Source organism: Candidatus Thiodiazotropha sp. AKAK2, from assembly GCF_058244685.1.
In genome coordinates this window covers 13,318-26,959 of sequence record NZ_JBSYOP010000006.1, presented here as the reverse complement: position 1 = coordinate 26,959, position 13,642 = coordinate 13,318, and the positions used below count along the sequence as shown (strand labels likewise).

The window sequence follows — 13,642 nt, the reverse complement described above, 5'->3', positions numbered from 1 at the left end:
CAGATAATCCGGCAGCAGAGCCCTGCTGCCGCTCCCCCCTTCTTACCAATCACTCCAGCCAGCCAGAGATTTCATCAGATAATTGACATCAGTCAATTACTGACCTTGAAAACACAATATATTGTGTTTGAATTATTAATCACTCGCTACATATAGATATTTATTGATAATAAGGTCGGAGGACTAACGAGATGCAAGCCACCATTGCGCGACAGAGGCTCCGCACACCCAGCAAAATCGTTAAAAGAGATGGCAGTGAAGCGGATTTCGATCCCTCCAAAATACAAAATGCTATCCTGCTGGCCGCCGAAGCCAGCGGTGAATTTGGTGATCAAGAGGCCACCCTGATCACCGCCCAGGTGGTAAAAGTCCTGACCCACACCGGCTATCGGCAGAGCAACCCTGGCATCGAGCGGATACAGGATGTGGTGGAACAGGTGTTGATCAGCGCCAACCACCTGCAGACGGCCCGGGCCTATATCGTCTACCGGGAACAACATAAGAAGCTGCGCCAGGATCGTCGCACCCTGCTCGATGTCGCCAGCTCGGTGAACGAGTATCTGCAGCGTAGCGACTGGCGGGTCAGCGCCAATGCCAACCAGGGCTACTCCCTGGGCGGTCTGATCCTCAACACATCCGGCAAGATGATCGCCAACTACTGGCTCAATCACGTCTATCCACCGGAGATCGGCGAGGCCCATCGAAGCGGCGCTCTGCACGTTCATGACCTGGATATGCTGGCCGGCTACTGTGCAGGCTGGTCACTGAGAACCCTGTTGCATGAGGGACTCAACGGAGTTCCAGGCAAGGTGGAGTCCTCACCCCCCAAACATCTCTCCAGCGCTGTCGGACAGATCGTCAACTTCCTGGGGACCCTGCAGAACGAGTGGGCCGGAGCCCAGGCCTTCAGCTCGTTCGATACCTACCTGGCGCCCTTCATTCGCAAAGACAATCTCAGTTACGAGCAGATAAAACAGGCCATCCAGGAGCTGATCTACAACCTCAACGTTCCCTCCCGCTGGGGCACTCAGACGCCGTTCACCAACCTCACCTTCGATTGGGTCTGCCCGGAGGATCTGCGCCAGCAGGTACCTGTGATCGACCGTGAGGAGATGCCCTTCCAATATGGTGATCTGCAGGCCGAAATGGATCTGATCAATCGCGCCTATATCGAGGTAATGACCGAGGGGGATGCCAAAGGCCGGGTCTTCACCTTCCCTATCCCCACCTACAACATCACCGCCGATTTCCCCTGGGAGAGTGAGAATGCCGAACGTCTGTTCCGCATGACCGCCAAGTATGGCCTGCCCTATTTCCAGAATTTCCTTAATTCAGAACTGAGCCCGCACCAGGTGCGCTCCATGTGTTGCCGGCTGCAACTCGATCTGCGGGAGCTGCTGAAACGGGGCAACGGCCTGTTCGGATCGGCCGAGCAGACCGGTTCCATTGGTGTGGTCACCCTCAACTGCGCCCGTCTCGGCCATCAATTTACAGAGAATGAAGCAGGGCTGCTGAAAGCGGCAGACGATCTTCTGCGCCTGGCCCGTAACAGCTTGGAAATCAAAAGAAAGGTTATCCAGCGCCACATGGACGCCGGCCTCTTCCCCTATACAAAAAGGTACCTGGGCACCCTGCGCAACCACTTCTCCACAATCGGCATCAACGGCGTCAATGAGATGATCCGCAACTTCAGCGCTGATCGTTGGGATATCGCCGACCCGGAAGGCAAGGCACTGGCTGAACGGTTTCTCGACCATATCCGCAAGAGGATGGTGAGCTTCCAGGAGCAGAGCGGTCATCTCTACAATCTGGAGGCGACCCCGGCCGAAGGCGCCACCTATCGCTTTGCCAAGATTGACCGCCAGCGGTTTCCTGAAATTCTGCAGGCCGGCACCCCGCAGACTCCCTACTACACCAACTCATCCCAACTGCCGGTCGGCTATACCGAGGATCCGTTTGCCGCCTTGCAACATCAAGAGTCCCTGCAGTGCAAATATACCGGCGGGACCGTACTCCACCTCTATATGAATGAACGCATCAGCAGCACCCAGGCCTGCAGGAACCTGGTCAAACGATCCCTGGAGAGCTTTCGTCTCCCCTATCTGACCATCACCCCAACCTTTTCCATATGTCCTGTTCACGGCTACCTGAGTGGTGAACATGAGTTCTGCCCGGAATGCGACCAACGCTTACGTGAACAGAAATTACAGGAGCAACTCAATGAACAAAATAATTGAACTGAATGATGAAGAGCGCACCCGTTGCGAAGTCTGGACTCGGGTGATGGGTTATCACCGCCCGATCTCCGCGTTCAATCCAGGTAAACAGGCGGAGCAGGCGGAACGTCTCTGCTACCGGGAACCGGCACCCCGTAAAACCGATCGGTCCACACCGCACCCCTGACAGGCGATGCTCAATCCCTTCCCGAAACCAACAGATCCCTCAGAACTGCGGGTGGGAGGGGTCACGCCACTGACCACGATCGACTACCCTGACCATTTGTCAGCGGTGATCTACTGTCAGGGCTGTCCTTTAAAATGTGACTACTGTCACAATCCTGAACTAATACCGAGCGAGGCAACAACCCCTGTCCCCTGGCATGAGATCGTGTCATTTCTGGATCAGCGGCAAGGACTCCTCGATGCGGTGGTGTTCAGCGGCGGTGAGCCAACGCTTCAAAGCGCACTACCTGCAGCGGTAAATACGATAAAAAAAATGGGCTTTCTGGTTGGTCTACACACTGCCGGCCCTTATCCGGAGCGGTTTGCCGCACTACTGCCCCTTGTGGATTGGGTTGGCCTCGATATCAAGGCGCTGGCTGAAGACTATGCAGCGCTGACCGGCAGTTCGAAAAGCGGCAGCGCCGCCTGGCAGTGTGCTGAGATGTTGATCGAAAGCGGCATTCCCCACCAGATCAGAACCACCCTTCACTCCCTCAACAGTGCGCCAGACAAGCAAAGAGTGTTAATTAAAAGACTGTCAACATTAGGCAAGACCGATCATAAATGGCAAACTTGCCGACCATCTGATGGTCAGAATACCGGAGCATCGTTACCGGGTAACTGATTAGTTTCTACTAATACAGTCATATGAGTTTGTTTACAGAGTATATTTTGCATTGAATACCGAGTTGACGTAACATCCCACAGTCAAGAAAAATGCCTCTACCTGTATGGACATAGGGGGGACAACAAACAAACGACAAGGAAAAGGAAAACTTTTCCGACACAGAGGGTGGAGTATGTTCAGAGAGCGCGCGGCGAAACAGTCCGCAGGCAAGATATCTTTGATACTGGTTGGCATCATCTTTGTTGCCGGCATCATCTTTTCCGGGCTGTTCAGCATGGGCATGGCCTATACCAATGAAATGGAATTCTGCACCTCCTGTCACTCCATGAAGGTTAATCTGGAGGAGTACAAAGAGACGTTGCACTATAAGAACGCTTCAGGCGTCCAGGCAACTTGTGCGGACTGCCATGTTCCCAAGCCTTTTATTCCCAAGATGATCGCCAAAGTGATGGCCGCCAAAGATGTCTACCACGAGATCATGGGCACCATTGATACCAAAGAGAAGTACGAGGCCCACCGTTGGGATATGGCCAACCGTGTATGGGACAAAATGCGTGCTTCGAATTCCAGAGAGTGTCGCTCGTGCCACGAGTTTGAAAATATGGATCTGAGCGAACAGGATCGCAGTGCCCGTAAACGACACCCCAAAGCCATGGATGAAGGAAAGGCATGTATCGATTGTCATGCCGGTGTCGCACACGAGGAGCCGGACGAGCCCGAAGAACCGGACACACCATGATTGTCGCTATCTGACACAACCGATTTTTTATACCAGGGTTTGTAGATAATTCATGAAAACAACCAGACTGTTAATTGCCACACTCACAATGCTGCTGTCCGCTCATGTTATGGCGGGAAGCGCTGAAGATGAGAGGGAACTGCGGCTTGCAGCGGATGTTGGTGATGTGGAAACCATCACCCAGCTTCTGGATAAGGGCGTTTCACCTGACAGCGCGAATAAATTCGGCAAAAACGCTCTGATGATTGCTGTAGAGAACAACAATTTTGAAACCGTTGTCATCCTGTTGAACCGGGGCGCCAACGTAAATGCCCGCACAGTCGCCGGATGCAGCGCACTGACCTTTGCTGCAGAGAACGGCCACCCGGCGCTCTCCGCCATGCTGCTGGAGCGGGGCGCCAATCTGCACGACCGAACCCGTGCCGGATGGGACGCCCTGATGATTGCCGCACGCTACGGCATCACCGATATGGTTGAGCAACTGTTATTCAAAGGCGCCGACCCCAAAGCTTCCGACAAGCATGGACATAATGCGCTGATGATGGCTGCGGAAAAAGGCCATGCAGAGACGGTCGCCATGCTGGCCAAGCACCATGCAGATTTAAACAGCCGGGATAAAAACGGCTCCACCGCTTTGATCCTTGCGGCTGACCAGGGTCATGTGGAGACGATTAACACCCTGCTCTCCTACAAAGCCGATTTCAATATGCAGGATAATGACGGCGCAACAGCATTGATCTGGGCGGTAGGCCAGGATGAGCTGGAGAGCGCAAAACTGCTGCTGGAAGCCGGCGCCGATGTCAATCTGGCCGACAATGATGGTGTCACACCACTGATGGAAGCGGCCCGTACCGGCTCGGAAGAGATTATCATGCTGCTGTTGCAGCACAATGCAGACAAATCGAATAAAGACAACGAGGGTCATACCGCAGCCGATATTGCGGTTAAAAAGAAACACAACAAAGTTTCAGGCCTTTTAAAATAAAAAGAGCATAAGCCTGGGTGGAGACCGGCACGTCTTTGTTAAAAAAGACGGCTTATAAACGAGCAATAACGCCTCCTCCCAAGCTGAACGCAACAGGATCAGTCCTAATTTACTGCTCCGGTTCGTGTGACAGGGTTCGTCATGTTCCCTGTTGTAACTAATGTAAGCCTGTTTAAATACCAAAGGAGGTAACATGGCGTACAACAATCTCAAGAGAGCCCTGATCGGCGCACTGGCCCTCAGTGCCTCATCTGCGGCTTTCGCTGCTGACAAACCCCTGATGTCGGGTGCCAGTGCAGCCATGCTGGCTAACACCTGCGCCGGCTGCCATGGTACCAACGGTGCCAGCATCGGCCCAGCCTCGCCCAGTATCGGTGGAATCTCCGCCGTCTACTTCGAAGAAGTCATGCAAGGCTTCAAGGCTGGTGACATCAAATCCACCATCATGACCCGTATCGCCAAAGGCTATACCGATGACGAGATCAAGGCGATGGGTGAATTCTTCAGTAAACAGCCCTTTGTTATGGCCAAGCAGGATTTTGATCCCGCTAAAGCCAAAAAAGGCGCCAAGCTGCATGACAAATATTGTGAAAAGTGTCATGCGGACAACGCCACCTCTCCCGATGATGACTCCGGCATTCTGATGGGTCAGTTAGTTCCCTATCTGGAGTACACCATGGCCGACTTCAAATCTGGTGATCGTGAGATGACCAAGAAGATGAAGAAGAAGGTTAATCAACTGCTGAAGAAAGAGGGCGACGCTGGACTCGACGCTCTGAACCACTTCTACGCGTCAGGCCAAAAATAAGAGGGGAATGAGAAACATGAAGATTACCCGAAGAGGTTTTGTTAAAGGCGCAGGCGCAGCAACTGCTGTCGGCATGATGGGGACTCCCTATATTGCCCTCGGCGCTTCCAAGAAAGTCGTGGTCGTCGGTGGTGGTACCGGTGGTGCAACCGCTGCCAAATACCTGCGTATGGCCGATCCGACCATCGAAGTTACCCTGATCGAAGCCAACAAGGACTACTACACTTGCTACCTGTCCAATGAAGTACTGAGCGGCGACCGTAGTATCAACTCCATCAAGTTCGGTTACAGCGGCCTCGGCAAGCACGGTGTCAAAGTGGTCCATGATGTGGTAACCGCCATCGATGCCAAAGCCAAAACCGTTAAAACTAAAGGCGGTCAGAGTTTCAACTACGACCGTTGTATCGTTGCCCCAGGTATCGACTTCAAATGGGAGACTCTGGAAGGCTACGATGCCAAGGTTGCAGAGACCATAACTCATGCTTGGAAAGCGGGTTCACAGACCGTAACCCTGCGCAAGCAACTTGAGGCTATGAAAGATGGCGGTACCGTCGTGATTGCCCCTCCAGGCAACCCATTCCGCTGTCCTCCAGGACCTTACGAGCGTGCTTCTCAGATCGCTCACTATCTGAAACAGCACAAGCCTAAGTCGAAGATCATCATCCTCGATCCCAAGCCAAAGTTCTCCAAGATGGGTCTCTTCACCCAGGGCTGGAAAGCACTCTATGGCTATGAGACCGACAACTCCATGATCGAATGGCGCGGCAGTGCTCAGGGTTCCAATGACAACGCGGTTGTTAAAGTGGATGCCGGCGCAATGAGTGTGACCACCGGTTTCGACGACACCATCAAGGCCGATGTACTGAACGTCATTCCAAACCAAAAAGCGGGCAAGATCGCCTTTGCAGCTGGTTTGACCAATGACAGTGGCTGGTGCCCGATCGATCTGCACACCTTCGAGTCCACCATTCACAAGAACATCCACGTGATTGGTGACGCGTCCATCGCGAAAGGTATGCCGAAATCCGGATATGCCGCCAACTCTGAAGCCAAAGTCTGCGCAGCCAGCGTTGCTGCTCTGCTGAATGGTCAGGAGCCAGGTACACCGGCTTACGTCAACACCTGCTACTCCATCATCGGCAAAGACTGGGGCATCTCCGTTGCCGCCGTCTACAAACTGGCAGAAGACGGTTCCAAGATCACCAAGGTTTCCGGTGGTCTGACCCCAACCGACGCTACCCCAGAGATGCGGGCGCGTGAAGTAGCCTATGCCTACAGCTGGTTCGACAATATCACGGCTGATATTTTCATGTAATCCAGCACGGAATCAGGGATCGATTCCAAATAAAAAAGCGGGGCATTGCCCCGCTTTTTTTTTCGCCTCATCAAGCCAGTGAATTCACAACGCCGATGTCATGGCTGATAACCACGAAAGGTGACAATTTGTCATGCCACCCTCCGGCGAGATTAAGACAATTCCAACCTGAAACTCTCAGACCACTAGGGTCGTGTTGGCCTTGCTGGACGCTTATCGATGCTATAGCCCGCTCCTGAATGGAGGTTCGGCGGTCTGGCGAACTTTGGAAAATCCGGATTGTGCCATCCCGGTTCAGCCAGTTTCTCTTTTGGTGGTTTGATGCGTGATACATAATCGAGTACCGCACGAATATCCCGATGCGTGAAGCCGTGGATCTGTTTGACCATCTTCTTGTCCGCATTACGCCGACGCTCATTTTTAATCCACTCGAACTGTCGCAACAGGTAGCGATAGTGCTGACCGTAGATCAAGGGGATATGGTCGTCCAGGATACCCTCACCATGCTCGCCATGACATTCAACACAGTTGTCTTTATAGAGGTGTTCACCCAACGCAAGATCCACTCCCGGACCAACCCCATTGTGTGGGCTCATCGGCAACTGGGAGATATAGGCCGCCACGTCTGCAATCTCCTGAGCGCCCCCAAGCAACTGTGGCGAGGTAAAGGGCAGCATGGTCGGATTGTCGCGGTTTCTTGCGCGTATGTCTGCCAACTGTTTGATCAATACGGTTGACAGTTGACCCGCCACCTGAGGATAGGCGCCACTCTCCAGCCCCCAGCCTTCCGGCGTATGGCAGACCGCACAGATCTTGTAGACCTTTTTGCCATTCGCCAGGTTCGGGGTGAGATTCATCGCCTGCTCATACTCACGCAATGCGTCGTCAGCAGGCTGAGCCACGCCCAGTGCCGGCGTTAACATGCTGACCAGCGAAGCGACTAAAATAAACTTTCTCATTGAAACTCCTGATTCACATTCGCTTGCACGCGACTGCTTAGATCCTACTCGCAGTTACCAAGGTCTTTCACATCTATTTATAACGTGATAAACAATTTTATTGCGCACAGCCATATCCAATTTAACCTTCTCAGTGTTTAATATAGCGAGGCATATGCCGCGGCACAATAAAGAAAACAACACAACCTCAAGTATAGGGGGCCGCAGTTTGCCAAAACAGAATAAGAAGACTGAAACAACTGACATTCACACAGTTTAAGCCGGGGAATTTTTATTTCCTGCTAAGGTTAGAATGTTTGGGATTTGCCAAGCAATTCCCTCCCTCAAAATAACGACCAAACAATACAGGTGCCGACAAAAATGAACAGGCTACTATTACCCCTAATTTTATTGCTCATAACCCCATTTGCATCCCATGCAATTGATCTGGAGAACGGCAAGAAGCAGGCCAGAAGCTGTGCACTCTGCCATGGACATTACGGCCAGGGAACACCCGGCCCAGCCTCACCTCGACTGGCAGGCACCCCGGCCGGCTATATGATCAAACAGATAGAAGCCTACATCAATGAAGATCGCATCAATCCCCGGATGGTCATCACCTCTTCCCTGCACTCATTGAGCGAAGATGATATCGACGATGTCGCCGCCTATTACGAAAGTATCAATCTTGATAAGATCAACCCTGTGTTGAATCATATCCCGCTATGGAATGGAGATGTTGCACTTGGCAGGGAACTCTATGAGGGAGACTGTAAAAGCTGTCACCGGAAAAACGGCATGGGCAAATCCCGTAAGGGTATCCCGGCCCTGGCGCTGCAATACCCCCGCTACCTGTTCCGCCAGATCAAGATGTTTCAATGGGATAAACGGGTACACGACGACGATCCGGAAGATGATACCTTCGACAATCTGTCTGACAAAGAGATCGAAGCACTGCTCTCCTACGTCTCTTCACTGGCGCCCAACAACAAAAAATAATTGGGCACCAACTACATAACGCAGATTAAAGAATATAACTGGGAGAACCCTATGAAATCACTCAAAGCGGTGGGATTTGCTCTGCTGGTCAATCTGGCCTTTCTGAGCACGGTAGTTGCCGGCGATCAACCTGAAATCAACATCACGGATATCAATCAGACCGTGGTGCAGATGAGCGTTAAAGATGGCATTACCAAAGAGGATGCGGTACAGGCGCTGATGTCCAGAGCCGCCGAAATCAATTTGAAGTTCGTTGCCCGCCAACAGGTCTCGAAGGAGCTTGAAGCGCGTGGACTGAAAACCCCCTACCTGGACATTTTCCAGTTCTGTAACCCGGAAGATGCCAGACAGATGATTCTGCACGATCCGATCTATGCCGCCTACATGCCCTGCCGTATCGCCATGGTGGAAGATAAGAAAGGACAACTGTGGCTGATGATGCTGAATCTGGATATGCTGATCAACAGCGCTCTGCTGCCACCGGATCTGACCGAAATTGCGATTCGAGTCAATCAGGCCATGCTGGATGTGATGGTGGCTGGAGCAACCGGCGAGTTCTGAAGCGAATACAACAACAATAATAATAAATCCGTACCCGTAAGGGTACGGGGCACAGCCTTTGCAACCGGCCTTGATGCCGGTTTTTTATTGCCTGAAAGAAATCCCAGACTGATTGGATTACTAAAATGCCGCGCAGCTGAACCGTACTGCCAATAAAAAAACCCGAGCACATCAGGCACGGGTTTTCATCGCTACTGGCCGATGTCGATCTGAAACTAATTCTGAATCATATTGTGTGCGCCAGATTGCTCTGGAAGATCGCCTTATGGATATCACCAAGACTCAACATACCAACCAACTGACCGGCATCCGCCACAGGAATACGACGGAACTTATGCCGCACCATCACCGTGGCCGCTTTCAGGATATGCATATCGGGACTCACGGTGACGACATTGGAAGACATCACATCGGAGACCTGCAGGTTCACCACATCCTTGTACTGCTTCATCATATCGTCGTAATCGGGTGATGAGAGCCCATCCATCACCTCTTCAAGGGTGGGAAACATTCTGTGCAAAACATCCTTTTCAGCAATAATCCCGGACAGCTTGCCATCGGTCACCACTGGAAGACCGCTATAACGGAACAGGCACATCAGCGAGACCACATCCAGCAGCTTCGTGTCTGGAGTCACCGTTTTCGGTGATTTTGACATTATTTCGCTTACCAGCATCGAAACAACTCCTCATCTTCGGTTAATTAATCATTATTCTTCCGGGTTTACCCCAGAACCCAACCATACGCATTCTCATGAGCTATGCCAATAGTTTTATCGCCAAGCGGCTGATCATTGGGAATATTCTCCCCCAAAACCACCCTCATCATGACACCACCGGGAATACCGGCAAGCCTCCTGACAGGAAACTAATTCCCTGAAATGGCCGGGAAAACGGATCACGCCCCAAGGAGCCCCAACCATTCCACCTCAACACCAGGCTGGGGATAAAAATTAAACATCATCATAAGCCAATGATTTGCCGTGAAAAGCGAACTTCTATCCAGAAGTTATCCACAAACAGCACACAGATTGGCGACGTTTTTCCACAAGGTAATGCACAAGATGTTGTGGTTGACATCCGTCAGATACGATATATATTGTGTTTACTGGTTTTGAAATTCACCATCCTGAATTCACCAGCCAGACAATAAGACCGGCAACCAAATCCGGCCTGCAGGGTTGTAAACCTGCATAGAAACGGCGGACAACGATCTGCCGGCAAGCACGACCAACAGAATTACCACAAGATTTAAAGCGTTAGGCCCCGGCCCGGCCATCCCGTACGACGATGACCGCCAACGAAAAACAATTAGGAGATGACATGGCGACACCAGTAGCCGATAGCGACGTAACCGTTGCAGTGCCCCAACCACCTGAGATGCACCAACCGACAGGCCAGAGTCAATCCACCGCCAGTAGCGGCATCCAGGTAATTCGTCGTAACGGCAAGGTCACCAACTTCGATCCAAGCAAGATCAGTGTCGCCATGACCAAAGCCTTTCTTGCGGTGGAAGGTGGCAGCGCGGCCGCGTCGAGCCGGGTCCATGACACCGTAAAGGATCTGACCGACCAGGTGGTCAGCGCCCTGACCCGCCGCATGGCGGACAACGGTACTGTCCACATCGAGGATATTCAGGATCAGGTCGAACTCTGCCTGATGCGCTCCGGGGAACACAAGGCGGCGCGCGCTTATGTCCTCTATCGTGAACGTCAGAATCTGAAGCGCCAGGAAGAGGCCGCCAAGCGGGCCGAGACCGAAGGCATCCCGGAAGAGCACCGGGTCAATGTCACCCTGGAAGACGGCAGCCAGCGTCCCTTGGATGTGGAGCGACTGCACGCCCTGGTGGAAGAGGCCTGCAACGGCTTCGAGGAAGTGGACGCCCCACGCATCCTGCAGGACGCCTGCCGCAACCTGTTCGATGGCGTCAAGGAGAGCGACGTCTCCCAGACCCTGGTGATGAGCGCCCGCACCCTGATCGATCAGGAGCCCAACTACTCCCAGGTCGCTGCCCGACTGCTGCTCGATATCCTGCGCCGGGAGGCCCTCGGCTTCCTCGATATCCACGCCCCGGTCAACACCCAGGCCGACATGGCCGGTCTCTACGGCGACTACTTCAAACGCTATATCAAACAGGCGGAGGATCTGGAGCTGCTCGACACCCGTCTCGGTCAATACGACCTGGACCGCCTGATCAGCGCCATCAAACCGGAGCGGGATCTGCAGTTCACCTACCTGGGCCTGCAGACCCTCTACGACCGCTACTTCATCCACAGTGAGAGCGGCACCCGCTTCGAGCTGCCACAAGCCTTCTTCATGCGCGTCGCGATGGGTCTGGCGATCAATGAGATCGACCGGGAAGGCCGCGCCATCGAGTTCTACAACCTGCTCTCCTCGTTCGATTTCATGAGCTCGACCCCAACCCTGTTCAACTCCGGCACCCTGCGTCCCCAACTCTCCAGCTGCTACCTGACCACCGTCGCCGACGATCTGGACGGCATCTACAGCAGCATCAAGGACAACGCCCTGCTCTCCAAGTTTGCCGGCGGCCTGGGCAACGACTGGACCCGGGTTCGCGGTCTCGGCGCCCACATCAAAGGCACCAACGGCAAATCCCAGGGTGTGGTTCCCTTCCTCAAGGTGGCCAACGACACCGCGGTGGCAGTCAACCAGGGCGGCAAACGCAAAGGCGCGGTCTGCGCCTATCTGGAGACCTGGCACATCGACATCGAGGAGTTCATCGAGCTGCGCAAGAACACCGGTGATGAGCGCCGTCGTACCCACGACATGAACACCGCCAACTGGATTCCCGATCTGTTCATGAAGCGGGTCGCCGAAGAGAAGGAGTGGACCCTCTTCTCCCCCAACGAGACCCCCGACCTGCACGACCTCACCGGCAAGGCCTTCGAACAGGCCTATACCGCCTACGAAGAGAAGGCGGCGCGGGGCGAGCTGGACATCTACAAAACCGTCAGCGCGATGGATCTGTGGCGCAAGATGCTCGGCCTGCTGTTCGAGACGGGCCACCCCTGGATCACCTTCAAGGATCCCTGCAACCTGCGTTACAGCAACCAGCACATGGGTGTGGTTCACAGCTCCAACCTCTGTACCGAAATCACCCTGCACACCAACGATCAGGAGATCGCGGTGTGTAACCTGGGCTCGGTCAACCTGACAGCCCACACCACCGAAGACGGCCTGGACATGGCCAAGCTGGAGAAGACGGTGACCACCGCGATGCGCATGCTCGACAATGTCATCGACTACAACTACTACAGCGTGCCCCAGGCGAGAAACTCCAACCTGCGTCACCGTCCGGTGGGCCTGGGTATCATGGGCTTCCAGGACGCCCTCTATAAACAGCGTCTCGCCTACACCTCGGAAGAGGCCCTCGGCTTCGCCGACCAGTCCATGGAAGCCGTCAGCTACTACGCCATCCAGGCCTCATCGGATCTGGCGGAAGAGCGTGGCCGCTACTCCACCTATGAAGGCTCTCTGTGGAGCCAGGGCATCCTGCCCATCGACTCCCTCAAGCTTTTGAAAGCAGAGCGTGGCGACTACCTGCAGGTGGACGAGAGCCACACCCTGGATTGGGCCGCCCTGCGGGAGAAGGTGCTGGATCAGGGCATGCGCAACTCCAACACCATGGCGATCGCCCCCACCGCCACCATCTCCAACATCTGTGGGGTGAGCCAGTCGATCGAACCCACCTACCAGAACCTGTTCGTCAAATCGAACCTCTCCGGTGAGTTCACCGTGGTCAATCCCTACATGGTCCACGACCTGAAAAAGCTCGGCCTGTGGGACGAAGTGATGATCAACGACCTGAAATACTACGACGGCTCCCTGCAGCCCATCGACCGCATCCCGGCGGAGCTGAAAGCGATCTACGCCACCGCGTTCGAAATCGACCCACGCTGGCTGGTGGAAGCCGGCTCCCGTCGTCAGAAGTGGATCGACCAGGGCCAGTCCCTCAACCTCTACATGGCCGAGCCCTCGGGCAAAAAGCTCGACAATCTCTACAAGCTGGCCTGGGTGCGGGGCCTGAAGACCACCTACTACCTGCGCTCCATGGGCGCCACCGGTGCGGAGAAGACCTCAGTGCAGGAGAACAGCGGCAGCAACTCAGTCGACCTGATCGGCGGCAACGGCGGCGAATCTGCCAAGGCCTGCTCGATACTCGACCCGGACTGTGAAGCCTGCCAATAGGCGATGAGCTGAACCACCAA

12 protein-coding genes are annotated in these 13,642 nt (G+C 54.0%); 10 read left to right on the top strand and 2 right to left on the bottom strand.

Going from position 1 to position 13,642, the window contains the following annotated elements:
• Nucleotides 1–191: 191 nt before the first annotated feature.
• The 7 genes from AC4IE8_RS01180 (at nt 192) to AC4IE8_RS01150 (ending at nt 6,916) form a co-directional block, all read left to right on the top strand.
• Nucleotides 192–2,237: a ribonucleoside triphosphate reductase gene (locus tag AC4IE8_RS01180; protein ID WP_490790098.1), complete on the top strand. Its 2,046-nt coding sequence runs from the start codon at nt 192–194 to the stop codon at nt 2,235–2,237.
• On the top strand, nt 2,221–2,403 hold the full coding sequence (gene nrdD / locus AC4IE8_RS01175) for an anaerobic ribonucleoside-triphosphate reductase (protein WP_068990319.1): 183 nt from the start codon (nt 2,221–2,223) through the stop codon (nt 2,401–2,403). The genes AC4IE8_RS01180 and nrdD overlap by 17 nt, the downstream gene beginning before the upstream one ends.
• A gap of 6 nt (nt 2,404–2,409) precedes the next feature.
• Nucleotides 2,410–3,066, top strand: a complete 657-nt coding sequence (locus AC4IE8_RS01170; protein WP_068990316.1) for an anaerobic ribonucleoside-triphosphate reductase activating protein — start codon at nt 2,410–2,412, stop codon at nt 3,064–3,066.
• Nucleotides 3,067–3,241: 175 nt separating this feature from the next.
• A complete protein-coding gene (locus tag AC4IE8_RS01165) occupies nt 3,242–3,808 on the top strand; it encodes a NapC/NirT family cytochrome c (protein WP_068990315.1) in 567 nt (188 codons plus the stop codon).
• A gap of 52 nt (nt 3,809–3,860) precedes the next feature.
• Complete coding sequence (locus AC4IE8_RS01160; protein WP_068990312.1) at nt 3,861–4,793, top strand: ankyrin repeat domain-containing protein; 933 nt, start codon at nt 3,861–3,863, stop codon at nt 4,791–4,793.
• Between the two features lie 193 nt (nt 4,794–4,986).
• Entirely contained in the window at nt 4,987–5,601 is a 615-nt protein-coding gene (locus tag AC4IE8_RS01155) for a c-type cytochrome (RefSeq protein ID WP_068990309.1), read from the top strand.
• Nucleotides 5,602–5,617: 16 nt separating this feature from the next.
• Nucleotides 5,618–6,916 carry an NAD(P)/FAD-dependent oxidoreductase gene (locus tag AC4IE8_RS01150; RefSeq protein ID WP_068990306.1) on the top strand — a complete coding sequence of 433 codons (1,299 nt, stop codon included), beginning with the start codon at nt 5,618–5,620 and terminating at the stop codon, nt 6,914–6,916.
• 185 nt (nt 6,917–7,101) lie between these two features.
• On the opposite strand, the gene AC4IE8_RS01145 is transcribed toward AC4IE8_RS01150, so the two are convergent.
• Nucleotides 7,102–7,875, bottom strand: a complete 774-nt coding sequence (locus AC4IE8_RS01145; RefSeq protein WP_490790097.1) for a c-type cytochrome — start codon at nt 7,873–7,875, stop codon at nt 7,102–7,104.
• 360 nt (nt 7,876–8,235) lie between these two features.
• Here AC4IE8_RS01145 and AC4IE8_RS01140 point away from each other — a divergent pair, with 360 nt between their 5' ends.
• Together AC4IE8_RS01140 and AC4IE8_RS01135 are read left to right on the top strand one after the other, a co-directional pair.
• Entirely contained in the window at nt 8,236–8,853 is a 618-nt protein-coding gene (locus AC4IE8_RS01140) for a cytochrome c (RefSeq protein WP_083226015.1), read from the top strand.
• Nucleotides 8,854–8,904: 51 nt separating this feature from the next.
• Complete coding sequence (locus AC4IE8_RS01135) at nt 8,905–9,414, top strand: DUF302 domain-containing protein (protein ID WP_068991676.1); 510 nt, start codon at nt 8,905–8,907, stop codon at nt 9,412–9,414.
• 226 nt (nt 9,415–9,640) lie between these two features.
• Here AC4IE8_RS01135 and AC4IE8_RS01130 read toward each other — a convergent pair whose 3' ends face one another.
• On the bottom strand, nt 9,641–10,072 hold the full coding sequence (locus AC4IE8_RS01130; protein WP_235615333.1) for a CBS domain-containing protein: 432 nt from the start codon (nt 10,070–10,072) through the stop codon (nt 9,641–9,643).
• 631 nt (nt 10,073–10,703) lie between these two features.
• On the opposite strand from AC4IE8_RS01130, the gene AC4IE8_RS01125 reads away from it, so the two are divergent.
• A complete protein-coding gene (locus tag AC4IE8_RS01125; protein ID WP_490790096.1) occupies nt 10,704–13,622 on the top strand; it encodes a ribonucleoside-diphosphate reductase subunit alpha in 2,919 nt (972 codons plus the stop codon).
• Nucleotides 13,623–13,642: the final 20 nt, after the last annotated feature.

Excerpts from the sequence above, each read along its gene's own strand:
- AC4IE8_RS01170 (WP_068990316.1), top strand. The coding sequence starts at position 2,410 with ATGCTCAATCCCTTCCCGAAACCAACAGATCCCTCAGAACTGCGGGTG.
- AC4IE8_RS01150 (WP_068990306.1), top strand. The coding sequence starts at position 5,618 with ATGAAGATTACCCGAAGAGGTTTTGTTAAAGGCGCAGGCGCAGCAACT.
- AC4IE8_RS01155 (WP_068990309.1), top strand. The coding sequence starts at position 4,987 with ATGGCGTACAACAATCTCAAGAGAGCCCTGATCGGCGCACTGGCCCTC.
- AC4IE8_RS01180 (WP_490790098.1), top strand. The coding sequence starts at position 192 with ATGCAAGCCACCATTGCGCGACAGAGGCTCCGCACACCCAGCAAAATC.
- AC4IE8_RS01130 (WP_235615333.1), bottom strand. The coding sequence starts at position 10,072 with ATGTCAAAATCACCGAAAACGGTGACTCCAGACACGAAGCTGCTGGAT.
- AC4IE8_RS01140 (WP_083226015.1), top strand. The coding sequence starts at position 8,236 with ATGAACAGGCTACTATTACCCCTAATTTTATTGCTCATAACCCCATTT.
- nrdD (WP_068990319.1), top strand. The coding sequence starts at position 2,221 with ATGAACAAAATAATTGAACTGAATGATGAAGAGCGCACCCGTTGCGAA.
- AC4IE8_RS01135 (WP_068991676.1), top strand. The coding sequence starts at position 8,905 with ATGAAATCACTCAAAGCGGTGGGATTTGCTCTGCTGGTCAATCTGGCC.
- AC4IE8_RS01160 (WP_068990312.1), top strand. The coding sequence starts at position 3,861 with ATGAAAACAACCAGACTGTTAATTGCCACACTCACAATGCTGCTGTCC.
- AC4IE8_RS01145 (WP_490790097.1), bottom strand. The coding sequence starts at position 7,875 with ATGAGAAAGTTTATTTTAGTCGCTTCGCTGGTCAGCATGTTAACGCCG.
- AC4IE8_RS01125 (WP_490790096.1), top strand. The coding sequence starts at position 10,704 with ATGACCGCCAACGAAAAACAATTAGGAGATGACATGGCGACACCAGTA.
- AC4IE8_RS01165 (WP_068990315.1), top strand. The coding sequence starts at position 3,242 with ATGTTCAGAGAGCGCGCGGCGAAACAGTCCGCAGGCAAGATATCTTTG.